The 25574-nt window shown below is 40.9% G+C and carries 21 protein-coding genes; 6 read left to right on the forward strand and 15 right to left on the reverse strand.

Features of this window, described 5'->3' with window-relative positions; translation table 11 throughout:
* Positions 1–128 precede the first annotated feature (128 nt).
* From WFH04_RS01830 to WFH04_RS01840, 3 genes are all read left to right on the forward strand, one after another.
* On the forward strand, positions 129–1034 hold the full coding sequence (locus WFH04_RS01830; protein ID WP_336822347.1) for a C40 family peptidase: 906 nt from the start codon (positions 129–131) through the stop codon (positions 1032–1034).
* Between the two features lie 142 nt (positions 1035–1176).
* Positions 1177–2868, forward strand: a complete 1692-nt coding sequence (locus WFH04_RS01835) for an N-acetylmuramoyl-L-alanine amidase (protein WP_336822348.1) — start codon at positions 1177–1179, stop codon at positions 2866–2868.
* Positions 2869–3111: 243 nt separating this feature from the next.
* A complete protein-coding gene (locus WFH04_RS01840; protein ID WP_336822349.1) occupies positions 3112–5280 on the forward strand; it encodes a 5'-nucleotidase C-terminal domain-containing protein in 2169 nt (722 codons plus the stop codon).
* Positions 5281–5329: 49 nt separating this feature from the next.
* Here the strand turns inward: WFH04_RS01840 and WFH04_RS01845 are convergent, their stop codons facing one another.
* The 8 genes from WFH04_RS01845 to WFH04_RS01880 form a co-directional block, all read right to left on the reverse strand.
* Entirely contained in the window at positions 5330–6412 is a 1083-nt protein-coding gene (locus WFH04_RS01845; protein ID WP_336822350.1) for a CapA family protein, read from the reverse strand.
* 150 nt (positions 6413–6562) lie between these two features.
* Positions 6563–6721, reverse strand: coding sequence for a hypothetical protein (locus WFH04_RS01850; RefSeq protein ID WP_336822351.1), 159 nt, complete (start codon positions 6719–6721; stop codon positions 6563–6565).
* A gap of 325 nt (positions 6722–7046) precedes the next feature.
* Positions 7047–8735, reverse strand: a complete 1689-nt coding sequence (locus WFH04_RS01855) for a methyl-accepting chemotaxis protein (protein WP_336822352.1) — start codon at positions 8733–8735, stop codon at positions 7047–7049.
* 271 nt (positions 8736–9006) lie between these two features.
* Positions 9007–11391 carry a bifunctional 2',3'-cyclic-nucleotide 2'-phosphodiesterase/3'-nucleotidase gene (locus WFH04_RS01860; RefSeq protein ID WP_336822353.1) on the reverse strand — a complete coding sequence of 795 codons (2385 nt, stop codon included), beginning with the start codon at positions 11389–11391 and terminating at the stop codon, positions 9007–9009.
* 446 nt (positions 11392–11837) lie between these two features.
* Positions 11838–13220, reverse strand: coding sequence for an ABC transporter substrate-binding protein (locus WFH04_RS01865; protein ID WP_336822354.1), 1383 nt, complete (start codon positions 13218–13220; stop codon positions 11838–11840).
* A 34-nt stretch (positions 13221–13254) separates the two neighbouring features.
* Positions 13255–14073 carry a carbohydrate ABC transporter permease gene (locus tag WFH04_RS01870; protein WP_336822355.1) on the reverse strand — a complete coding sequence of 273 codons (819 nt, stop codon included), beginning with the start codon at positions 14071–14073 and terminating at the stop codon, positions 13255–13257.
* Positions 14070–14966 carry a carbohydrate ABC transporter permease gene (locus tag WFH04_RS01875; protein ID WP_336822356.1) on the reverse strand — a complete coding sequence of 299 codons (897 nt, stop codon included), beginning with the start codon at positions 14964–14966 and terminating at the stop codon, positions 14070–14072. The genes WFH04_RS01870 and WFH04_RS01875 overlap by 4 nt, the downstream gene beginning before the upstream one ends.
* Entirely contained in the window at positions 14963–16096 is a 1134-nt protein-coding gene (locus WFH04_RS01880; protein WP_336822357.1) for an ABC transporter ATP-binding protein, read from the reverse strand. The genes WFH04_RS01875 and WFH04_RS01880 overlap by 4 nt, the downstream gene beginning before the upstream one ends.
* 392 nt (positions 16097–16488) lie before the next feature.
* Here WFH04_RS01880 and WFH04_RS01885 point away from each other — a divergent pair, with 392 nt between their 5' ends.
* A complete protein-coding gene (locus WFH04_RS01885; protein ID WP_336822358.1) occupies positions 16489–17325 on the forward strand; it encodes a glycerophosphodiester phosphodiesterase in 837 nt (278 codons plus the stop codon).
* Between the two features lie 41 nt (positions 17326–17366).
* Here WFH04_RS01885 and WFH04_RS01890 read toward each other — a convergent pair whose 3' ends face one another.
* From WFH04_RS01890 to WFH04_RS01910, 5 genes are all read right to left on the reverse strand, one after another.
* The gene (locus tag WFH04_RS01890) at positions 17367–18536 is read right to left on the reverse strand and encodes a pyridoxal-phosphate-dependent aminotransferase family protein (RefSeq protein ID WP_336822359.1); all 1170 of its coding nucleotides are present in this window, start codon (positions 18534–18536) and stop codon (positions 17367–17369) included.
* Between the two features lie 182 nt (positions 18537–18718).
* Positions 18719–19465 carry a hypothetical protein gene (locus tag WFH04_RS01895; protein WP_336822360.1) on the reverse strand — a complete coding sequence of 249 codons (747 nt, stop codon included), beginning with the start codon at positions 19463–19465 and terminating at the stop codon, positions 18719–18721.
* 24 nt (positions 19466–19489) lie between these two features.
* Positions 19490–19774 carry a hypothetical protein gene (locus WFH04_RS01900; protein WP_336822361.1) on the reverse strand — a complete coding sequence of 95 codons (285 nt, stop codon included), beginning with the start codon at positions 19772–19774 and terminating at the stop codon, positions 19490–19492.
* Positions 19764–20336, reverse strand: a complete 573-nt coding sequence (locus tag WFH04_RS01905) for a hypothetical protein (RefSeq protein WP_336822362.1) — start codon at positions 20334–20336, stop codon at positions 19764–19766. The genes WFH04_RS01900 and WFH04_RS01905 overlap by 11 nt, the downstream gene beginning before the upstream one ends.
* An 86-nt stretch (positions 20337–20422) precedes the next feature.
* Positions 20423–21073, reverse strand: coding sequence for a BMQ_0737 family morphogenetic spore coat protein (locus tag WFH04_RS01910; RefSeq protein WP_336822363.1), 651 nt, complete (start codon positions 21071–21073; stop codon positions 20423–20425).
* 199 nt (positions 21074–21272) lie between these two features.
* On the opposite strand from WFH04_RS01910, the gene WFH04_RS01915 reads away from it, so the two are divergent.
* Positions 21273–22178: a hypothetical protein gene (locus tag WFH04_RS01915; RefSeq protein ID WP_336822364.1), complete on the forward strand. Its 906-nt coding sequence runs from the start codon at positions 21273–21275 to the stop codon at positions 22176–22178.
* A gap of 713 nt (positions 22179–22891) precedes the next feature.
* Positions 22892–23587 carry an exosporium glycoprotein BclB-related protein gene (locus WFH04_RS01920; RefSeq protein WP_336822365.1) on the forward strand — a complete coding sequence of 232 codons (696 nt, stop codon included), beginning with the start codon at positions 22892–22894 and terminating at the stop codon, positions 23585–23587.
* Positions 23588–23770: 183 nt separating this feature from the next.
* Here the strand turns inward: WFH04_RS01920 and WFH04_RS01925 are convergent, their stop codons facing one another.
* Together WFH04_RS01925 and aceB are read right to left on the reverse strand one after the other, a co-directional pair.
* On the reverse strand, positions 23771–23899 hold the full coding sequence (locus tag WFH04_RS01925; protein WP_336822366.1) for a YhfH family protein: 129 nt from the start codon (positions 23897–23899) through the stop codon (positions 23771–23773).
* 16 nt (positions 23900–23915) lie between these two features.
* A complete protein-coding gene (gene aceB, locus WFH04_RS01930) occupies positions 23916–25526 on the reverse strand; it encodes a malate synthase A (protein WP_336822367.1) in 1611 nt (536 codons plus the stop codon).
* Positions 25527–25574 lie beyond the last annotated feature (48 nt).

A 25574-nucleotide genomic window follows, 5' to 3' on the forward strand; every position in this document is an offset into this window, starting at 1 on the left:
CAATATATGACTCTTGTAATGTTATTGTAATCTAACTGTAACCGAATTGAAGGTTTAGCTATGATACTATGTTCTCAGATAAAAGCACGCCCACTATAAACGTGCGAAAGGGGAATTTGGGAACCATAATGAAAAGACTGTTCATCGTTTTATTTGCTTGCCTTTTGATTTCAACAACTGTACCAGACATGGCCTCAGCGAATTCACCGACTTCGCTCGTTAGCACAGCAAAGAATTATATAGGAACTCCTTATTCCTATGGAGGATCAACCACATCCGGATTCGACTGCTCTGGATATACACAGTTCATCTTTAAAAAAGAAGGGATATCCATCCCAAGATCGACTGGTCAACAGTATGCAATGGGAACATCTGTTAAAAAAGGCGATCTAAAAACTGGTGACCTCGTTTTCTTTAACACTTCCGGAAATGGTGTGTCACACGTTGGTATTTATATCGGTTCAAACCGATTCATTCATTCATCGACAAGCAAAGGTGTCACGATCTCATCAATCAATGACCCTGCTTATTGGGGCAAACGCTATTTAGGTGCTCGTCGAGTTGCAAAATTCAACCACGAAAAAGTAGTTGCTTATGAGCCGACAACAGCATCTGAAGTTGAACCAAAATATGTAACACGTGCTGAAATCGCTGAAACACTTGTTAAAGAATTAGGTCTTGAGACAACTGAAACTACAATTACTTTCTCGGACGTTTCCAAAGAGCATCCGAATTATAATGCAATAATGGCAGTAGCAAATGCGGGCGTTTTCTCAGGTAACGATGGAAAGTTTAATCCAGAAGACTCTTTGACTCGCGCACAGTTAGCGAAAATAATCGTAGAAGCTTTCGGATTGGAAGGTTCTGCAAAGACATCTTATACCGACGTACCATCTGATCATTGGGCAACTGAATACATCGACATCCTTGCCTACAATCATGTAGCAAGCGGCTACGAAGATGGCTCGTTCGGACTTAACGATAAATTGACTGATAAGCAATTCCAAAAGATTATTGATCGTCTCAATCAATAATTGCAAACAGGGTGATCCGCGCGGAGTGGACATCCTGTTTTTTTATATTTTTCGCTATGAATCTATCAAGTTTCCTATAGATTTACATGCGTATTACTGATAAACTAAATCTACATCAAAAGTAAAATATAGGGAGGACAACATGAAACCAGTTAAATGGGCAACCGTTGCATTGTTGATTTTCGCACTCGTTTCCATCGCCCCGGTACATTCATCGGCAAAATTCCAGTTCTCGGACATATCACCCGACAAGGAATACTATGAACAAGTCCATTACATAGCAGATCTTGGTATTGTGAACAAAGTCGAAAAGTTTAATCCTGGCGATAATTTGACAAGAGCCCAAGCGGCAAAAATGCTTGTCATTGCCACAAAAAAAGACAAAATTCCGACACCAGCTGTACAATTTAAAGATTTGAAACCTAACACTGAGCAATACGAATATGCAAGCCGTGCTGTTGAATTAGGATTCTTTAAGAAAAACGCAGATGGCAGTTTCAAGCCGAATGAAAAAATTAAACGTGCAGAGATGGGTTACGCGCTTTCTGTCGCCTTTAATTTATCCGAAAAAATCACTGTTGATCGTCCTCTAATGTTAACAGACATGAAAAACAGTCCATATGCTGAGCAAATTAATGGCTTGTACTATGGTGGCGTTACACAAGGCGATGAAGGGAAATTTTTGCCGAATAACTATTTGACAAGATCTCAATTCGCGCTTTTTGTTGCAAGAGCATTGAACGATAAGTATAAATTACCTGTTAAATTGCCTGAACAAACATCCCATGCTTATTATGCAAAAGTAAAAACGGGCGGTGTCAATCTGAATGTCAGATCTCACCCTGCAGTTACCGGAGACATTGTCGGCAAGTTAAATGATGGTGATATTGTTGAAGTTATCGGACAAGCTGGTGATTGGCTGTTAATCCTATTAGATGGCAAGAACGGCTATATCCATAGTGATTACACTGTTGAAGTTAGTGTAAATCCTGGTGACGATGTAGCGACAGAAGAGCCTAATGAGCCTGAAGAGCCAACTCCTCCGACAGAGGTAGAGCCTCCTTCAAACAATTCAAAGCTTATTGGGAAAGTTACCGCTTCGTCTTTGAATGTACGTAAACAAGCAAATGCTACATCAGAAATCATTGACAAATTGAAGTTAGGCCAACAAGTGGACGTGCTCGCATTGAACGGCAACTGGGCAACGATTAAAACGAATGCCGGCACAGGCTATATTCACAAAAACTATATAAAACTAATCAATCAATCAGGCAATCCGTTAAAAGACCGTATCATCGTACTCGATGCCGGTCATGGCGGTAAAGATCCTGGTACTTCGAAAAGCGGCGTGACAGAAAAAGCGATCGTTCTTGATATATCCAAACGATTAGAACAGAAACTGAAAAACGCCGGTGCAAAAGTTCTCATGACTCGTTCCAATGATTCGTACTTAACATTGGAACAACGCACAGAGTTTGCAAAAAAGAACTATGTGGAAGCGTTCGTATCAATCCATGTGAACTCAGCAAGTTCAACTTCCGCTAAAGGAACAGAAGTGTATTATGATTCATCTTTGAACCCTAACGCAGCGGAAAGTAAAGCATTGGCGCAAAAGATTCAAAACAATATTGTCAAACAAGCAAACATGGCAGACCGTGGCGTACGCGACCAACGTTTTTATGTCATTAGAAATAATAACGTTGCATCTGTCCTGATTGAATTAGGTTTCATTACGAATTCAGAGGACTTTAAAAAACTGTCAAGTTCTCAATACGCTGAAATTTACGCTGAAGCGATCTATCAAGGACTTGTACAATACTATTCAGCTCCATAATAAATTATGCCGGAAAGAAGATATCTTCTTTCCGGTTTTTGTTATAAAACTTCTTTGTTGCTTCCTTCTAAATTCCCCCATCATTCTACTTAATAATTCATAGCATACCGCTAAATTTTCCAAAAATTCATTTGTTCTTTAAATACGAAAATGGTACACTAACATAGAATACGCTTACATCATTATTCTTTATTAAAGCTATTTGTAGAATAGTGATAATAACCGAGTAAAGGAAGGTGCACAATGTCAAAGAAATATGTGAAAGGTGTTGCAGCATCCATGCTTTTGTTCAGCATGGCAGGTATTACGCCGGCTGCCGTATCTGCAGAGGAAGCAGCGAAATCCTCCGATTTTTCGCTGACAGTGTTCCATACGAATGACACTCATGCTCACTTGGAGAACATTGCACAATTTTCCGCCCTTTTAAAAGAAAAGCGCGCGGCAACGCCTAATAATGTCCTCTTACATGCTGGAGACGTCTTCTCAGGAACATTATATTTCAATGAATTTTTAGGACAAGCCGACCTAAAATTTCTAAACTATTTGGGCTACGATGCCATGACATTCGGCAACCACGAATTTGACCTCGGCCTTTCCAATGATGGCCATAAAGCACTATCGGATTTCGTTAAAGGAGCTAATTTCCCATTTGTCGCTGCAAACCTCGACTTTTCTAAGGATAGCAATTTCAATGGTCTTCAGAAGCGAGAAGTGACAGCTGAGCCGGAAAACGGCAAAATTTATAACGGAATTGTCAAAGAAGTCGATGGAGAGAAAATCGGTATTTTTGGATTGACGACCGAAGAAACAGTTGCCATTTCAAGCCCAGAAAAAATTACTTTTTCAAACTATATTACAGAGGCAAAAGCAGCTGTAGAAGCTTTTGAAGAATTAGGCATCAACAAAATCATTGCAGTAACTCATATCGGCTTCGATGATAATTCAGCGATTGATAACGACCAGGAGTTGGCGAAAAACGTTCCGGGAATTGATATTATCGTTGGCGGCCACACACATTCCAAATTAGAACAACCGGTAGTTTTCAATGAAGACAAAGAACCGACAATCATCGTACAAGCTGATCAATACCACAATTTCTTAGGACAATTGGATGTTACATTCGATGAAAACGGTGTTATAAAAGAATATAACGGTGTTCTCCATGAAGTCGATCCAGAAGGAGAAAAAGATGCTGAAGCGGCGGATTTAATTAAACCTTATGCCGATCAAGTTGCAAGCACAATGGAAAAGCCTACTGGGGGCGTAGCGGATGTCTTCCTTAGCGGCTTGCGCGACTTAGGCGGGGTTCGTGCTGGTGAAACAAACTTGGGGAACATTATTACAGACGGTATGCTATCAAAAGCAAAAGAAATCGACCCTGAAGTATCAATCGCATTCCAAAATGGCGGCGGTATCCGTGCTTCCATCAATCAAGGCGATATTACATACGGAGATGTGCTAACCGTGTTGCCTTTCGGAAATAACCTTGCCATTATAGAATTGAGTGGTGCAGAGCTAAAAGAGACGTTCGAGCACTCCGTTAAAGAATATCCGAAAGAAAGCGGCGGATTCCTTCACGTAGCTGGCATGCAAGTTATCTTTGACGGTAAAGCCGAAGTTGGAAAGCGAGTTGTTTCGCTTAAAATCAACGGCGAAGAAGTGGAAGATGGCAAAATGTATAAAGCTGCGACAAATGTCTTCACTGCCAGAGGAGGAGACGGTTTCGAAGCATTAGGCAAAGCCTATGAAGAAGGACGAGCAAGCGAACCTGGTTTCAGTGATTGGGAAAATCTTGCGGACCATTTGAAATCAATCGGACATATTACACAAGGAATTGAAGGAAGGATCCTTGCAACTGTTCCATATAAAGACGTTTCTTTAGATAGCTGGGCGTATCCTTACATCTCTGATTTATATTATCGTGACATTCTATCTGACGGATCGGCATTCCATCCAGGCAAAGATATAACACGAGCAGAAATGGTGAATTGGATTGTAAAAGCTTTGAAAATGGATGCGAAAGGAGCAGCGCCTTTCACTGATCTAGACGGCCTATCTGCAGATGTCAAAGCAAATATTGCAGCTGCTTATGAAAATGGTATTGTCAAAGGAAACGACGGCAAGTTCGCACCAAACGAAAAAGTGACGCGTGCACAATTTGCTTTAATACTTGAACGTGCGTTTGAACAATATACTGGTGAAGCATATGAAGCTGCTGAAAAAGCGCCGTACTCTGATTATGGCAACTATGCAGATGATGCAGTAAATGCAATCTCCATGCTGCATGAACTTGGCATCGCAACTGGCTTTGAAGGTAAATTCATGCCAGATCAATTTACAACGAACCAACAGGCCGCTAAAATTGTTTCCAACTTCATCTATAATACAAAGCAAGTGAAAAAAGCGGAGTAATTTTAAAAAGGCCATCAAAGCAAACAACATTTGCAATGATGGCTTTTTTTTATTTTTCCGCCTTTAATCCGACATGACGTTCAACCCACGACTCATTGTAGATTGCTCGCTTCCCTGCCTCCCGCAAAGGTACAACGGAATAGCGATGGCTTTTATCCCGTACGACTGCGGTCGGGTAAAAAGTTGAAGTACCAACTTCAATGAAACACTTCCCTGCATATTCTGTTCTATGAATCTCCACTTTTGCAATTCCACCTATGTTCGTTGAGTCGAATTGCTGTGCAGAGTAAAAATTGCCCAATGAATAAAATACGGATGTGTGTCCGATCTGTTCATGCTTTTGTAAAACATGTGGGTGGTGCCCAAAAATTATATCGGCTCCAGCATTGGAAAGCTCTTTAGCCAATTCTTTTTGAAAATCCGTAGGTATTAGTGCATATTCATCTCCCCAATGAATTGACACGGCAATTATATCTACTTTCCCTTCCATATTGTCAATGTCCGTCATGATATTGTTTTTATTAATGAGTGAAACGAGATACTCTTTTCCATCTGGAATTGCCATGCCATTTAAGCCATATGTGTAGGACAGTACGCCAATACGGATACCAGATACTTCAACGATTCGCTGCTGTGCTCTGTCCTCTTCCGTAGCGTATGCGCCAACATATGGCATATGATATTCATTCATATGCTGTAATGCGTTCGTCAAACCTTTTTCGCCTTGATCTAATATATGATTATTCGCGAGGGATATCATATCGACACCTGACGCTTTCAAGTCGCGAATAATATGTTTTGGGCTGTTGAACCGTGGATAACCCGATAACCCTAATTCTTTCCCACCAGGCAATGACTCTTGGTTTGCCAATAAAAAATCGATCTCCGTCAGTTTCTCTTTCACTCGTTCAAAAGCAACGCCATAAGAATCATATGTAAATAATGGATTATGCAAAAGAACATCACCGATCATGCCTACCGTAATGGTTGTTTCATCCGCCTGAATAGTGTACTCGATCGGCTTGGCATATAGAGGTTTAAAATCTTTGGGCATAGCAATCGACTCTTCAGAATAGGAACAGCCCCCTACTGCCATCATAAGTAAAGAAAACAAACTAATTAATCGGACCATTCAACTATCTCCAGTCATCTTAATCTATGAATCTCATTTTATTATACGAAACCCGATCGCTCTATGGAAGGAAGAATGGAAAAACCTTCAAATCATCAAGTATGACGTTTGAAGGTTTTAACTGTTATGCAATTAATACAATGGCATGAACTATCCGCGTCTCGTTTCTGTAGATTTCGTAGCTTGTTTCATTTGCTTTTTTGCATTTTGCTCCGGTTCAAAATCTGGGAATTTTGCTTCAGGCATGCCTGTAAATCTGTTTTCTTCTTGTTGTTTAGATTGTAAAAACAGATCTTTTTTTTCTTTCATTTATTTGAACAGCTCCCTTAAAGTCATCTTGTCTTATAGATACCCAAAGAGACTGTATTTAATCTACATAAATTTAAACCTAAATAGGTCTCAGACTGTAGACAATAATTCTTTTCGTTTTGTCTACAGTCTTTTAAAGGTTTGTAGTCACGAGATAGGAATTTGGTACAGCTATGTTTGATAATGTACACCACAGTTTTGTTTCGTTAATAATACCCTCTATAGTAACTGATTGTAATATATGATAGAGCCAACAATGCTTGTCACGTGAAGATTTAACTACTTGACATCCATGGTATGCGAGTGTTTGTTAACAAGCTCCGTGTCATACTCTAAAATGGCTTAATTCTTTTTGTAAATCCTCAGATAGCTTCGCTAAAATTTGCGCACTTTCCGAAATTTCATGGTTCGTAGCGAGTTGCTCTTCAGTAGCCGCGCTTGTATCACTAGCAGCCATTGCTCCTTTTGTACTCAATTCACGAACTTCATTCGCTCCTTTTGTCACTTCATCCGACATCGCTTGTATTTCCTCAATAGCTGCGGAAACCGTTTCGATTTTTTCAACTACATCTCCTACTGCTTCCTGTATTTCCGAAAATACTTGCTTGGATTGGTCGGTTGCTTCGATTCCTGAATCTACGATTACTCGGTTTGAAGAAATCGATTGCACAGCCCTTTTGGACGCGTCCTGAATTTGATTGACCATTTTTCCGATATCAGCTGCCGACGTCTTCGACTGTTCCGCCAAATGACGGACTTCCTCCGCAACAACTGCAAATCCTTTCCCATATTCTCCCGCCCTTGCAGCCTCAATCGCAGCATTTAAGGATAAAAGATTCGTCTGTTCTGCTATGTCCGTTATTAGACCAGTAATTTTTTGGATTTCCTCTGAATGCTTTTCCATTTCTTCCATAATGGTTGATGATTCATTTATGGTCGTATGAATCGTCGTCATTTGTTCTGAAACTTGAGCAATTTTTTCAGAACCTTTCACTACCAATTGATTGACCGTATCGGCAGATGTCAGCATTTGTTCATTGTTCAATGCTATTTCAGTGACACCGATTGTTAGATCATTCATCGAAGTAGCTGACTGCTCAGAAATTTGCCTTTGATGTTCGCTCGTAGATAATTGTAATTCTGCCGTTTTTGCAACCATCTCAGAAGATGCTAAGCTTTCCTCTGAACTTGCAGATAGCTCTTCGGCTTGTGCTGCCAATTGTAGAGTTGAGCCATTAATGCGCCTTATCATATTGGCAACGTCTGCGCCCATTTTATTAAAAGCGGCAGCCATTTCACCGATCTCGTCTTTACTTTTCACAGACAGCGGATCAATGGTAAAATCCCCTTCCGCAATGGCGTTCAATCCCCCAGTAACAATTTTTACCGGTCTGGAAATACTGCGGCTAATAACTGTTGAAATAATTAGTCCACTTATGACAGCCACCAAAATTAATAGACCGTCAAATAAAACAACGTTCGTCATCAACTTCTGAATATCCTTGCGTGTTTGTTCAACGATCTTATACTGCACTTCTTTCATCATTTCTGCGCGATCTAAAACGATGTTTTCGACATTGCTTGAAGATTTTCCAATACTGATTGCAATATCGTCTTTCCCTGAAATTGTATTCGTAACAATCGTATTTTGAAGTTCTGTGAACGCTTTCATTGATTCTTGCAAAGCTTCAAAATGCGTTCTCATAACATCCCCGTCTGCTACGCTTTCCAATTCCCCTAACAGCTCTTCTGACCATTCCAAGTTCTCCGTTCTTTTGTCAAGAAAGCTATCATCCTTATAGAGCATATATCCGCGTATATTACTTTGAATTTCCTTTTGGCTTAAAATAAAGTCGTCAATAATATTAATTTTAACCATTTCATCGTTAAGCAGATGCTCGTACTTATTGTTCAGATGAATTGTCATCCATAAGCTTAAACCGCCAACAACTATTAACAATAAAAGAATAACGCCAAAACCACTCCACATTTTTTTCGTTACAGACTTTCTCATGACCCCTTCAACCCCATCCTATGTAGCTTTTATGTCTTTTCTCACAATACAATTTTTATAAATCATCATACTATTTACTCATTATAGCATTACCTACTAACTATTCAATAGGTGATCATGTAGGATGAGGAAAATCGATTCCATTTTGCTGTAAATCTATGTTTGGGGTCAAGTTTTCATCATTCCAAAAGAAAAAACCAGTGAAGAAACAGTCCCCTGTATACCTTCACTGGTTTTATTCATCGGCACTATACAACAAGTGATGAAGTTATTACTTCAACTCAATGCTGAATTTCGCAAATCCATCTTCGGCAGGGCCAATATATTGAATTGCACTTCCTTCTGGAATGAACTTCTCGGCCTTTCCTGAAGTGATGAATATCAAGCTATGAGAGCCTTCGATTGCAGACAACTTCCAGTTTCCGTCTGCAGATGGATCAATTGTTTCTTGCTCAATCATATAATCCATAATCGCTTCCCGGTTTTCATATGCATATTCAATTGTATCAATCGCATTTCTCACACCAGGGAAGTTTCCGCTCGCACGGTAATTGTTTGTAACAACAATGAACTTTTGACCCATATCAATTGCTTTTCCATCATATTGAAGATTCACGATACGGCTCGCATCCGCATTGATCGTTTCGCCTGCTGCATCATATTTCGCAGGTTGCGTCACGTCAATCTCATATGTGATGCCATCGATTACGTCAAAATTGTACGTTCGGAATTCATCGTTTACTAAGTTTTGCTCTTCAGCAGAAGATGGGTCGATTTGGTTGAATTGTCCTGCAGACATTTCGAGCCACTCTTTCAAATCTGCTCCTGTCAGCACTAGCGCAGCAACCGTATTATCGTAAACATACAGGTCTGCTACGTTTTTAATCGCAATCTCGCCAGCAGGGATTTCAGTATAATAGCTTGCACCATTGCGTCCTCCTGCTTTAAATGGTGCCCCAGCAGATAATACTGGCAAATCAGCATACTGAGTACCGGCTATTTCTTTTTCAACAAACCATTTTTGTGCATTTGTCACAATTTGAATCGATGGATCATCTTGTACAAGAGCAAAATAGCTTGTAATTTCAGCAGTTGTTTTGCCAACTGGGCTTCTTACGTAGTCAATCGTTCCTTCATGTGCATCTTTAACGGCTGCAATCACTTTTTCGGACGCTTTATTAGAATCCTTGTCAATTTCTCGTACAGAACCAGTTCCTTCTATAACCTTCCAGCCCGTTTCATCTTGTTCCAAAATCAAGTCAATAACACCTAAATGGCTTCCGAATTTACCTGGCATGACGACAGGCGTACCATTCACTGTACCAGCTTCTGAGTCTACATTTTTTAAATCTCCATAATCTCCAGGGAAAACGGAATGATTATGGCCTGTAAGTATTGCATCCACACCGTCAAGCTGTGAAATTTGGTACGTTACATCGTCTTCTTTTTCCGTATGCACTTCATCACCCATTCCAGAATGCGCAAGGACAACGATAATATCTGCGCCTGCTTGCTTCATTTCAGGAATGAACTTCTCTACTGTATGCGCTGCATCTTCCGCTGTCACTTTTCCTTCCAATAAAGCACGATCCCAGCGCATAATACCGGGTGCTACAACGCCAATAACGCCCACTTTTAATTCATGGGAAGCACCATTGCCATCCTTCACATCGCGATCTAAAATTACATATGGCGTGTATCGGTTTTCACCAGTCTTGGCATCATAGACATTCGCATTGACAATCGGGAATGGCGAACCTTCCAACACCCTATCCAAATAATCTAATCCAAAGTTAAATTCATGGTTGCCCAATGTACTGGCATCAAAATCAACAGATTGAAGTGCCGATAGTGCAGGGTGTATCTCGCCCTTTTCTAATGGATCCACAGACACTTTATAGGCGCCAAGCGGAGTCCCTTGAATCAAATCTCCATTATCAAATAACAAGCTATTCGGATTTTCTGCCCTTGCTTCATCAATTAACAGAGCAGTTTTCGCAAGTCCAAATTCCTGCGTTTCTTTATCTTGATAATAATCGTAGTTTACAAAGTTCGTATGCAAATCGCTCGTCCCTAAGATTCGAAGCGCAACAGTAACGGTATCGTCCGCCTGTTCCTCCGTCGGCTTTTGATATACATCTAACAGACGGTTAATAATTTTGTTCATTTGCCTTTTTGAAACGACTTGCTGAGGTTTTACAGTGCCATCTTCATAACCTTTTAACAATCCCAAACCAACACTTTTAGATAGCTCAGCTACCTCGTTCGTTATAAATTGGTCCCGATCTTTAAATTTGTTTAGCAATGCAACATCAAAGTGCTCGTCTGTTGCAATTGCCCGTGAAGCGATCAGAAATGCGTGTTCGCGAGTCAATTTTTCATCAGGCTTGAATTCAGTTGCAGTCGATCCTTTTATTAGTCCATGCTGCAACGCCGCTTCCACGATTGGCGCCAATTTTTCATCAACGTCTGTGAACGGCTGTGTGCTACCGTCTCCAATCTCATAGCTTAATGCCTCGACAATCGCTTTGATAAACTCGCCACGTGTAACGTCTTGTGCATTCGCAGCGCTTGCGTTCGCTGTGTAAGAAAGGCCACCGCTAAGGATCAGCGCTACCATGACAATCCACATAGCTACTTTTTTAAGTAAAGACATGCTTTCAACCCCTTAAATAATTTTAAAAAATGCACGATTATGAAAAATAGTTCTATCAATCTGCCAGCCTATAGACGATTAGATGTCTAACTCTTTATTATAGTAAATGCATTCGGGCAGTATCACTTCGTGAAATGATGGTAGGCCCATTCACGAACGAGTGAATGGGAAATACATTCGAATTAGTAGATAACTGCCGAGTATCGATTTTTACTTGCGTGGGATGACCCTTTCTGGCGCAATGATCTGTTTTACTGGTGCGAGATGAACTCTTCTGGCGCATTGATCCGTTTTACTGGCGCAAGAAGCATTAGTTTTAGCACAGACCCGACTTCACTGCACAAAAACACAACGGTTTAATCCTCCATACTTTACAAGTGAAAATACAGATGAAGAAACGAGTACTGTTTCCTCATCTGTTTCGAAGCTATTGACGTTAAATGAAATTATTCTTTCGTTTTGTTGGCAATTTCCATCGCTCGATTTGTTCCTTCTGCTGCTTTATCCAACACTTCTTGAGGATCTTTGCCTTGGTATAGCTCTTCCAATGCAGTGACGATCTGTTGTCTTGATTCCGGAAAGACGGAGATGAGCGCGCCTTGAGTCGCTAAACCTGGAATAGTGTCTTGTAGCTGGTCAACAGTCACTTTGTACTGTGGATACTCAGCCCATTTCTCTTTAACAATTTCTTCGTCATATGCTTTCGGGTTAATAGCGAAATAGCCTGTATCCAAATGCCATTTTGCCTGCACTTCAGGTGTTGTCAAGTACTTCATAAATTCCCAAGCGGCTTCTTGCTCTTCTTCTGCAATTCCTTTAGACATCCAAAGAGAGGCCCCACCGATAACAACTCCATTGCGTTGTACTTCATCAGCGTGTGGAATGTATGCGACACCTACTTCAAATGGTGCATTATTGATAGCGCCAGCAACTCCAGCCGATGAATCCATATACATGGCGACTTTTCCTGTTGCGAATGCAGACCGGATATCGTCCCAATTCGTACCAAAGTTTCCGAATGTGCCTGCTTTATTCATCGTGTCCAAAAATCTGAAAACATTCAAGCCTTCAGGACCGTTGAAAAGTGCTTCAGTTGCATCACCCGACCGTCCATTGTCTTCATTGACATATAAGCCTCCTTGCGTTGCGACCAATTGCTCAAAAAACCAGCCGTACGTCAGCATAGAGAAACCATACATTTCATCCGTTTTTAACTTTGCAGCTGCATCGATCACTTCGGAGAAGGTTTCAGGCGCTTTCTCAGGATCCAATCCAGCTTCTTTAAACGCATCTTTATTGTAAATCATAACTGGAGTTGAAGAATTGAACGGCATTGAATACAATTTTCCATCTACGCGGTAATAGTTCAAAATATTTTCTTCAAGCTGCGACAAGTCATAATTATCCTTATCGATGAAAGACTGCATCGGCTCAATATAGCCACTGTCAATCATATACTTCGTCCCTACTTCGAAAACTTGTGTAATGGCTGGTGCATCTTTCGTGCCCCCAACGCCGCGCAATTTCGTCAATGATTCTTCATAAGAACCTTGGAATTCTGCGTTCACTTGATATTTGTCTTGTGATTCATTGAAGCCTTTAACAATTTCATCGATTGATTCTTGTCCGGAACCAGACATCGCATGCCAAAACTCGATCGTCACTTTATCCTCGCCGCTGCCATTTTCCGAACTGCTGCTTGATTCTCCGTTCGAATTCGATGAACTTGAGCTACTATTGTTGCTACTATCGCTATTCGTGCAAGCAGACAAAACGGTAAGCGTGAAGACGAATAAGAAAAATAAACCGAGACGAAATGTCTTTTTCACTTTCATAGCACCCCTTTTATGAGTAATTGTTTTATTACTTCAGCGCTCCTTGAGAAAGCCCTTTTTGCAGCTGCTTCTGTCCGATGAATAAAAGAAGCAGCGTCGGTATGATGACTACGATTACACCAGCCATGACCACCCCCCATTCGGTTGCAATTTCTTGTGATTGCAATTGCTTCAATCCGATTTGGACTGTGCGTACGGATTGGTTCGTCGTAATGAGCAGCGGCCATAAATACATATTCCAAGTCGTCAAAAAGCCATAAGCTCCTAAAGTAACTAAACTTGTTTTCGATATAGGCAGGACGACTTTCCAGAAAAACTTGAATCTGCTCAGGCCGGCAATTTGCGATGCCTCATGCAATTCTTTCGGGATTGTTAAAAAATGTTGGCGCAACAGAAAGGTTCCAAATGCCAGCGCGAAGAATGGCAATGTCAACCCTTGGTATGTGTTAAACCAATCCAATTTGCGGATTGTAAAGACGTTCGGTATCATTGTCGCTTCCCAAGGAATCATCATCGTTGAGATGAATAGAAAGAAAATAAAATCCCTTCCTTTGAATTTAAAAAAGACAAATGCATAAGCGGCCAAACTGCAAACGACCAATTGTCCGACCATAACACTTAACGAGACTATGAAACTATTCAACAAATAATTAAGCAAAGGAAGCCTTGAAAACACCTTTATATAATTATCAAAGTTAAACGATTCCGGGAAGAACTTCCCTTGGATGATTTCAGGCCCTGTCATAAAAGAAATCATAAACGCATAAGCGACTGGAAAAAAAACGAATGCAGATGTCACAATGAGCAAAAAATAAAGCCATATTTTTTGTGGAAGGCTTGTTCTCATTGGTAATGCACCTTCCTCTCACCTAACTTAAATTGCAAAATGGTGACGATGAGGATAATAATGAATAAAATGACTGCCTGTGCACTTGCTGTTCCAAATTGATAGTTGATGAATGCCTCCCGATAAATGGAATAAACGATCAAATTCGTCGATTGGGAAGGTCCGCCTTGCGTTAAAATATCGATTTGTCCGAAAGTCTGAAAAGCATTGATCAATGAAATCGTAATGATGAAAAACAGAGTTGGTGACAGCATCGGCAAAGTGATTCGCCTTAGCCGATAGAAATAGCCCGCCCCATCTATTTTGGCACTTTCATAAAGGTGTTCGTCGATGTTTTGCAAGCCGCCAAGCAATATAAGAAACGAAAAACCGATGTTCATCCAGATCGTTGAGATCGAAACGGATAACAATGCCCATTCTGGATCCAACAACCATTGAATTTGAGGCAAATTGAAAACGCCCAACAGCCGATTGAACATCCCAATGCTTGGATTGAACATGAAAAGCCAAATAACCGATGAAGCGGCGACGGAAATACCCATCGTCGATGAATACATTGTCCGAAAAAACCCAATCCCTTTCAGCTTCTCATTCGCCAATAGGGCAAAAAAGAGCGCTAGGATGATGCCGATCGGAACGGTATACAAAACGAATAAAACAGTCGCCTTCATACTGTTCCGAAATTCCGAAGACCCCATTAAATATTCATAGTTCTCAAATCCGACGTTAATCGCCGCATTTCCTGCTTGATCTGTCAAGAAAAAGCTTAAATAGATTGTCCGGAACATCGGGTAAAACACAAAAACTGAAAAGAGGATGACAGACGGCAAGAGATAGAGGATAGCGGTTCTACCATCGATTGACCTTCTCCAAAAGCACTTCCAAAAAGTCATGGCGACACCCCGCTTTGTGATACGTAATGGCTATGGTCAACCGCTTTTTTCATAAGTTGCCCGCTTTCCCTATCGAAAATTGAAAACGAATCATAGCTTATCCTCACCGGCAATTGATCGCCAATTTCGATATGCCATTGCCCGCTCCATTTCGCCATCCATTCGGACTCTCCCATTTGGAAAGAGAACACGGTTTCATTTCCTAATATTTCAACATTCGTTACTTCAACTTCAAATTGTTCTTTTATATCATCGTTGCTCGTAACTGGTTGCAAGTGCTCAGGTCTCACACCGACCGTAATGTTTTGCCCTTCTCCTAACTCCAAATCGTCTGTTTGTACACTCACTTTTATTTGATTTGCAACGTTCAATTCATTTGTCTTCTTATCAAAGGTAGCAGGTGCTAGATTCATAGGCGGTGAACCGATGAACGTTGCCACGAACGGATTGGCAGGGTAATTGTAAATGTCGATTGGCTTGCCTACCTGTTGAATTTTTCCTTCATGGAGAATCATGATCCTATCTCCCATTGTCATTGCTTCTACTTGATCATGGGTTACATAAATCATCGTAATGCCCAATTTTCGCTGCAGTCTCCTTATTTCGGAACGCATATGGGCTCGCAATTTCGCATCCAAATTAGATAACGGTTCGTCCATAAGGCAAATAGGCGTTTCACTCACGATAGCACGCGCCAAGGCTACCCGTTGTCGCTGCCCTCCGGAAAGTTCCCTCGGCTTGCGTCCCAAGTATTCAGTAAGACCTAACATTTCAGCAACTTCTTTCGCTTTTGCACGTTGCTCCTCTTTTTTCATGCGCTTAACGTCTAACCCAAACGTAATATTTTGCTGTACTGTCAAATGAGGATAAAGTGCATAGTTTTGAAAGACCATCGATAAATCTCTTCGGCTCGCCGGCAAATCATTGGCAACACGATCACCAATTTTCAGCGTACCTTCTGTAATTTCTTCAAGACCAGCAATCATTCGAAGCATCGTACTTTTCCCACAGCCCGAAGGACCAACGAGTACGAAAAATTCTCCTGGCTCAATCGTTACATTAATAGAAGAAATAACATTTACTTGTTTATCGTATGATTTAGATACATTGATCAGTTCCACTTTTTTCATGCATCAAATTCCTTTCCATTTCACATTGTCTGCTTGAAAATAAAGAACAATTCATCCAGCTTTAGAACCTTATTTTCATACTACATGCGAATGCTATGTAAAATTGCGATGTGAAAACTTTGTTTTCCTTGCTATTTTCTATTAATCTCTATAGAGTCAAATCACCACCCTTTTTAATTCTTGAAATTTTCTAAATAGGGTTCGTAAACAGACTTCGATAAAAGGTAGCTTAATTCCTTCCTTTTCGTGAAATCTTTACATTCTCTTAATCAAGTTACTTTCGAATAGGGTCTCAGTCACGCAAGAACCCATTCCGCCTTTCATTTATACAATGAAGCATTCATCTAAAAATAAAGATTTCTGGTAAAACGAGTAAAAATGGAGTGAAACAAATGAAAAAATGGGCCATTGCAATCTTTCTTTTTATGGCTGGTTGTTCAGCACAAACCGACCGTGCTCCATTGCCTGATGATTTTTTAGTCATTGCACACCGCGGTGCATCTGCCTATGCTCCAGAGCACTCCTTATATGCATATGAATTGGCGTTGCAAATGAATGCAGATTATATTGAACTTGATTTGCATATGACAAAAGATGAGGAGCTTGTCGTAATTCATGATGGATATTTGCCCACAGATTCGGGTGAACAGGCAGTAGGTAAGCTCTCTTTCAATGAAGTACAGCAGATAGATCTATATGAAAAGGAGTTTATGGAAAAGCACCCGGTTTCATTGCCAAAAGAAGAGGATTTATTGCGCATTGTCAGTCTAAAAGAGGTGTTGCTCCATTTCGGCGAGGATGCGAAATATTATATTGAATTAAAGACGCCTTCATCCTACAAAGGAATGGAAGAAGAGGTCGTTCACCAATTGACGGAAAGCGGTTTATTGCCAAATAAAGATAGTGAGGCAAATGTGATCATCCAATCCTTTGACAAAGAGTCATTGCTGAAAATTCATCAGCTGGATGAATCCATCCCACTTATACAACTGTATTCCTACGAAAAAGGAAGCATTCCGAAAAAAGAAATAAGAGCATTGAGCAAATACGCATCAGGTGTTGGAGTACCCGCAGACTTTGTCACGGAGGAGTTCGTCCGTTCCTTGCATGATGCGGGCCTTCATGTACACCCGTTCACGGTGAATGACGCCGAAGAAGCCCAGCGACTGATAGAGCTTGGCGTTAATGGCATTTTTACAGACGACCCCGCCATATTCTTGAAAAAATAAAATGAGCCCAATTATCTCAGTCCGATAATTGGGCTTATCTATTATGCTGTAACAGCCGCCATTTCTAAATGGAACCGTTCCAATGCTTGTTTAATATTAGCAGTATATCCGATTTCATTCAATGTATTGCCGATTTCTTCAATTGCCATTTGCAACATTCCTTCCGTCGTATTGCCCATATGGCCGATTCGGAATGCTTTTCCCGATAGATGTGACAAAGCGCCGGCAACAATGATCCCTTTTTTAGATAATGAAGCTCGGAATTGACGATCATCAACGCCTTCCGGATACAGAATGCAACTCAAAGTCGATGCAGCGACATCTTCATTTGCGAGCGGCGTCATGCCATATTCTCTAAGTGCGCCGCGTACCGCCCTTCCGTATGCGGTGTGGCGGGCATATCTTTCCTCAAGCCCTTCAGATAAAACAAGTTTCATGCCCTCTTCATAGGCATAGATCAAATTGACGGGCGGTGTTGCGAAATAGTTGGCTGGATTTTGCATAATCGGCATCCAGTTGTAAATATCACAATAATAAGCAGGAATTTTACCTAATTGTTCCCGTGCATTCAGTGCTGTTTTATTGAAAGCAACAATTGCTAACCCTGGAGGCACTCCAATCGCCTTTTGCGATCCTGTTAAAACGACGTCGATCCGAGCATTTTGCGCACCGTAACCTTTGCTCATATCTTCTTCCATCGCTGCAGTCGCACATACACCATCTAAAATGGCGAGCGCACCATGTTTTTTCACAATCGGCACAAGAACGTCTAAATCCGCCGCTACTCCAGTTGACGTATCTGCATGAGTGATCGTCACCGCCTTATATGTATGCTCCTTCAGTTTCTTTTCTACGTCTTCAGCACGTACTTGCTGGCCCCATTCTGCCTGCAGCACATCAACTTCAATTCCAAAAGCTTCACATAATGTAATGAAGCGATCACCGAAATAGCCATGGCTAATAACCAATAGCCGCTCACCTGCACCAACTGTGTTCACGATAGCCATTTCCATTCCAATCGTGCCAGAGCCCGCAATGACAAACACTTCACCATCCGTCTTCAGCAATTCACGCGTCTGCTTGATTGAATTCTTGTAAATTTCTACAAATCTTTGATCGGTATGTCCTCTCGTTTCACTTGCCATCGCATCATAAATCGAATCGACGACAGGAGTCGGTCCAGGAATTAATAACAATTCTTCATTTTTCATATTGCAGCAACCCCTTTTTTCTTTGTTATACTATCTTTCGAGAAAGCTTCCCAGAAGTCCTCTTATTTTTCTGATAAAATAAAATTGACGAAGATGTGATCTCATCTTCGTCTGTTCTATAAATTTTTGAGTCGTATTCAATACTGTGACCTTACATTTCCTTTATTTATCTAAGACCTATGTTACTCTATATCTTCATTCTGTCTATCCGGCTTCTCTGTTGTTAGCTGTCCAACTTGATCCGTCAATGTGTCCAGATGCATTTCTAAAGCTTCCAACACTTTCACTTTCCCCTCAATCATTTGCTCATACGCAATTGCTTGATCAACGATTTGTTGCAATTGGACGTCTAATTTATGCATCGTCCTCTTTATTTCTGAAGTGAAAGCTTTTTTTTCGCACTCCATTAGTTGATGTTCCAAGTCTTCCACCATGTTTCTCATGCGACTATTTTCTAACTCCCATTCGGCATTTTGTTTTTGAAGTTCTACAAGTGCCTTTCTCATTTTCAGATGTTCCTCATTTTTATTTTTTAATTCCTGCAGCAAACTTTCATCGCGGATAGACATCTGTTCGATCTGTTTTTGTAATGCTCCGTTCATGAGTTTTAAGGAATTATTATTATTCAATAGTTTTTTAATTGAAGCGATTTTCTTTTCTTTATCTCGTTCGTTTGTTATGTAGATGAGTCGATTAACGCTCTTCAACTCTTTAGTTTCCTTTTTCAGCCGATACAGCTGCCACTTCAATTCTTTTCGTTCCATTTTAAGCTTTCCATTTTCCCTTTCAAGCTCCAAGCGCATGATATAATCGTATTCTATTTCTTTTTCATACAATTCTCTTTTATATTTTGCTATTTCCGATCTCAATGAAAGGATAATTTGCTGCAATTGGATCGGATCGTTATTTTTCATTGGTTCATCATTCATCATGACACCTCTTTCACACAATTACTATTTTGCTTTCAATTGTGCTATCAGATGCTCAAAGTTTTGTTTATTCTCTTCCGCCATTTCATCTAATTCATTGCATAATGATTGATAGTATTCTATCGGTTCTATGGCGGTCGTTTTTTTCTCATTCAGCATGAAATAGCTTAACAACATATTTAGCGAACCTTTTTCCAAAAATAGATAGCTATTGTTTTCTTCTTTCACCTCGTTTAATTGCTTGGCCATAAAATCCTGCAATATCTTTTTCACAGAAATGTCCGAGCCATTTTCATTGCTATTTGTCAATTTTATCCTCCTGTTTTGGAATACTGCCGTTCAAATTAATCGGGTTTAACACTCTGCTTCCTTTTTCATTTTGATCGCAATACACAACTCCAATAATGCTTCCAGCATAGTCTGAAGCAGGAGACCATTTCACTTGAAAATTGGTAAATGCAATGGATTCATTTGGCTGGATGCTATTCTGTTCAATCGGTCTCAGCCATATCTCATTTGGGCTTCTATCGTTGTTGAACCGTTCCCAGCTGTTAGGAATTTTTAAAGTGCTATTATTACCTTCTACAACGTATCTCCCAGAGAATTCAAAAAGTGAATCTGGCGGCATTTGGATACAAATCGATGGATTCGTGATTTGCTCGCTTCCTAAGTTCAATAAATGAAAAGATGCTAAGCAAAGGCATTCTCCACCTTCCGCATGATCAATTCTGAAAGCATGTGTGAAATAGCAGACCATATTATATGCATTGCCCTTTGCTATTCCAGCAATCAACGTTTCTATTTCACTTATATACGCTTTTGTTTGCACCCGAAGCTCTTTCAACTTACGCTCTACTGCTTCCTTGCCCAAATCATCCCTCTTTTCCAAAAAAATAAAGAGAGGAGCCTTATCCCTCTCTTTAACCATATGTTTGCGCATGCCCTACTATTAATGAATTATTGGCAGCCGCCAGTAAAATCCGGAAAAACTGCCGGACATTGCAGCGGACGGATCGGTGCAGGGCATGATGTCGGCAATTCTGGTCTCGGTTCGCAGAAGTTTGCAACGAACTCGACTGTGACCGGGAACGTTGATTGGATGCTTTGGCAAGTTGCTACAGAAATTGTTAAAGCTGAAAAAGTAATCGTTCCAGCACCCGGTGTAAGAATACCAGTTGTGCAAACGAAGCAATCCAAATCTGTATACGTAACATCTACGCTCGTATTATCTGGAGCACATAGTGTAACTTGTTCGCAACGTGTAACCGGAATTACTGCACTTGTAAAGACGACTCCACCCGGTAATGTGACAATGAGCGTGACATCAAAGTTCTTTTGGATTGTAAGCTGTTGAAGCATGACATTTGTGCCATCGAAGCAAAATGGACGATTTTCACGTGATAAAATGACAACTGGATTATCCGCTGCAGGAGTTACTTCGCAAGTGACAACAGCGCCAGTAAAATCAGTTGTAGCTGTTACGCCTGTGAAAGGGATTGCCCCAGTCGGTGAAATATCAAAATTGTTTTCTTTAACAATCCAGTCATACACCTTATCTACGTTAATACAGATTACTTCTTCTTGCTGCACTAGCTTATTTTCTTTCATGTTTGTAGACACCTCCAATTTTTTCTGTCAACCGTATCATATGTAACAATACACGCATTGCATAGGCAAGAATCGCTTGACAGAACTGTTCTTTCGTCCATTTTTTTATACTGTTATTTGCCAAATGGTCTATAAACTGATGTCACGTAATGAAATTTTTTTTAATAGAATAGTAGTGTATACAAAGGAGTGAATCGCAATGAAGAACAACCATGAAACGAATCAACTGCAAACCGATGATATCGAATCTCTCAAAGAGAAGATCGAAGGCTATAAAAACTTGCTAATAGCCTTAAAATCGGATAAAACAACAATCGAACCTCCAATCGGATTTCACGATCTCACAGCGCTTCAAGAACAAATCGCTAACTTGGAGGAGGTCATAAAGCAAACGACTGACAAGCAACATACCATCTCAGAGGAATACGATAAGCTCATGAAGCATGTTGCAATGCAATTTCGCTTTTTAAATAGAACGATAGAAGAAATGGATCAAGAGATTGCTTCTGTAAAGGAGAAGCTCATAATTGAAAAAGCGAATAAACGCAAAAGCATAGCTTCACCTTTACCGATCAATTTTTCCGTTTCTGCTCCCCCTTCCTATCACGTCCTTCGAAATCTTATCAATCAAGCAAATGATCCACAAGAAGCAACATCTGGTCAGCACAACAGTCTTTCACGCCATCAGCCTCAAATTAATGAATTTCCAACAAAACAGAACTTCCCATCTACAAGCAAATTGCCTGAACATTTTCACCGAAATATGAATAAAAGATCAACATTTCATTATAAAAACTCAAATTCATCCGTTCCAATTCCGTTTAATGAAAACATAGATGGCATCATCCCCCGTTCTTCACTAGACCAAGATCATTTGGAAATCAAAGTAGAGACGGAGGCAAAAGTGGAAAAAGAACCGTCACCAAGCATAGAACAACTCGAGCCGCCTATTCAACAAAGTGAAAATAAAGAAATGACTGTTCCAGTCCCAGTTCCGGCGCCAATGCCAACATTTGAAAGTCAAGCGCAAGAAGATAATCCTGACGATAAGGAGAAAAAAGGGGGATTCTCTATCCGAAATTGGTTCAAAAGAAAAAACGAATGAAAGTAGTGGATGCTTCCTTATAATGAAGTTAACAACTTGGCATGGGGCCTTCGCGGGGATGAGTCCCATGCCAGGAAACCCAGCCAATTGGACTGGCTTGTTCCGACAAGGCTATCATGCCCGCTACTCCAAGTAAAGTTGTGCTTAGTGTGTTTCATGCGAATCTATACCCAATTTTGTCTTCGTTTGATCAAGTTTCTTTAAAAGGATCAGCGTTGATTGGAGTGCAGGCGCCGACTCCTGCGGGAAAAGCAAATGTTTTTCTGCGAGTAAAAGCGAAGCGTTAGGAGGATGAGCCTTGAGACACTACAGAGAGCGCGGCGGACGAGGAGTCTCAAGCCATGCCGCGGAAGCTTCCGACTGAAACGGAAATCAACTTAGCGGTATTGCGATTTCAATTTTATGAATAGTTTCTATTAAAAACAGGCAAAAGGAAATTACAGAAGATTAAGGACTTGACTGCAGAAGACGCAGAAATACGGAGAATCGAACTCTTTGTTGTTCGATTCGCTGTTCATTTTAAAAAATGCGAGCTATTGTTAGCGAATTGGTCGCTACACTTAAATTGAGAGTAGTTCTAATTTTGAAGAAAGGTTTGGGACAATCACCTATCCTCACTATAAATCATGATGAAAAACCAATAAAAGCAATAGTTGCTAGCCCGTCAGAACAGTAAACATTTGAATAAGCTATTGGAGAAAGGAGGTGTAAATATGCTGTTAAGTAATTATCGAGATCGGGGATGTGCCGGATGCAGCGGAAGAAAAGGTGGGAACAGAATCGCACAAGTTGGAGAAGGATGTGCACCAGTTATGGGTGAACCAAATCCTTGCGGTATTTTAGGTCCATTCCGTGCAGTTGATGCAGCGTGCCTACCAATTGTACCTCCTGCAGCTGCTACTGGTTCCATTATTCCATTCTCCTCTGGTATAACAGATGTTGTTTTGACTTCGCTTGCTGGAGGTTTAGTAGGAACGACTTCCCTCGTTGGATTCGGTACAGCTGTTCCCGGCGTAACGCTATTAGGGAATACAATTGACACGACTGCACTTCTCACTACTGAGGCATTCTCTGTTCCTCGGGCAGGAAATATTACTTCTATCTCTGCATCATTAAGAATTTTGGCTGCTGTTACTTTATTAGGTACAGTCACTGTCCATGCAACTGTTTTCAGAGCACCTGCTGGAAGCAATACATTTACAGCAACAGCCGCAACTGTCGATTTAACACCTACATTGACGGGCCTAATTGCGATTGGAGACTTAGTGAGCGGTACAACAACAGTTCCACCAGTTCCAGTTGCTGCTGGAGACCGTCTATTGATGGTTTACTCAATTACAGCAACAGGTCTTGGCGATTTGGCTGCAACTGTCACTGGTGCTGCAAGCGCTGGTATTACAATCGAATAATTCGAACACCTCCCATTTCAATAAATAAAATATATTCCTTTGTCGGTGAGAGAGTTCCATCCCTTCCTCTCGCCGTCTTTTTTTACCAACCATTCACCCTCTTTCCTTATATGTATGCGAAAGACCCTATTCTCGAAACAAAACATGCGGCGTATTCCCCAATAAGGAATAGGCCGCATGTTTTCATTCTTTATATTTTCCAATACAGCGCTCGCATTCATAAAGAAGAGATTCGACTTTCTCTATGATTTCGCAACCACACTCTTGGCAATACTTTTTCGATTCACTTTGTTGGTTATTCATCATTTCCATTTGAATCTCCTCCAGTTCATTGTAATTGTTCATATGCAGGCAATGTTAGAAACTCCTCAAACTCATCAGACAGTGTCAGATCTGCAAAAAGCTGTGCAGCTTCATTAAACTTCCCTCTTTGAAAATTCCTCTCTCCAATAGACTGCTTCAGCTTTTCCATCTCGTCGTCAAAGATTTGTTTGAAAAGATCAACTGTAATCTTTCTTCCATCTTCAAATTTACCTTCCGGATGTCGGATCCATTGCCATACTTGCGAACGTGAAATTTCTGCTGTAGCCGCATCTTCCATTAAATTATTGATTGGCGCAGCCCCGTTGCCACTGAGCCAAGAAGCAATATATTGCACTCCAACACTACAGTTCATCCTCAAGCCCTTTTCTGTAATCGTACCAGTCGGCACTTGAAGTAAGTCTTCTTCAGTCACGCGGACATCTTCCCGCTTACGGTGAACTTGATTTGGCGTCTGCATATGCTCATCGAACTCTGCAAGCGCTACTGATACTAGCCCTGGATGCGCAACCCACGTGCCATCATGGCCATCCATTACCTCTCTCCGCTTATCATCCGCTACTTTCCTGAAAGCTTCATCATTTGCCTCAGGATTGTTACGGATCGGAATTTGTGCTGCCATCCCTCCCATCGCAAAAGCATTTCGCTTATGGCATGTTTGAACGCATAGTTGGGTATAAGCACGCATGAACGGCGAAGTCATTGTCACCTGTTCTCGATCTGGCAAAATAACATTTGGGTCATTTCGCAGCCTTTTCAAGAAACTGAAAATATAATCCCATCTGCCGCAATTCAACCCTGCCGCATGCTCACGTAATTCATATAAAATCTCATCCATTTCAAAAGCAGCCGTAATCGTTTCAATTAAAATCGTCGCTCGAATCGTCCCTCTTGGAATGCCTAACCTTTCCTGCGCAAAAAGAAATACATCATTCCAAAAGCGCGCTTCCAAATGACTTTCAAGCTTTGGCAAGTAGAAATATGGACCAGTTCCTCGGTCGATCAATTCCTGTGCATTATGGAAAAAGTAAAGCCCGAAATCGAACAGCCCACCCGCCATTGGCTCTCCGTCTATTTGAATATGCTTTTCATCTAAATGCAGCCCGCGTGTCCTGACGATTAATACCGCTGTCCTATCATTCAACTTGTACGTCTTGCCATTTGAAGCCTGTTCAAACTCAATCGTCCGGCGTACTGCATCTTTTAAATTCACCTGGCCATCAATCATATTGGACCATGTCGGTGAAGTCGCGTCTTCAAAATCCGCCATGAACGCTTTTGCTCCAGAATTTAACGCGTTAATGATCATTTTCCGATCTACTGGCCCGGTAATTTCTACGCGCCGATCTTGTAAATCTGCCGGAGCCGGGGCAACTGTCCAATCACTTTCGCGAATAGGTTTTGTCTCTTCCAAAAAACATAGTTTCTCTCCTCGATCAAGACGCTCTTGCCGCTGTATCCGCTCTTCCATCAATTGCAATCTTCTGCCATTAAATTGTTCATGCAAACTATATAGAAACTCCAATGCTTCCGGCGTTAATATCTCCTCTGTCCCAGCCGTCAGCTCACCAACAATCTCTAAATTGAATCGCATTTGTTGAGTAGTCAGTTGAATCATCCTTTCTTTTTTTAACTTTCCTTTATGACATCGCAGCTTGCAGGATGC

This window comes from Sporosarcina sp. USHLN248, from assembly GCF_037144575.1.
GTDB lineage: Bacteria > Bacillota > Bacilli > Bacillales_A > Planococcaceae > Sporosarcina > Sporosarcina contaminans.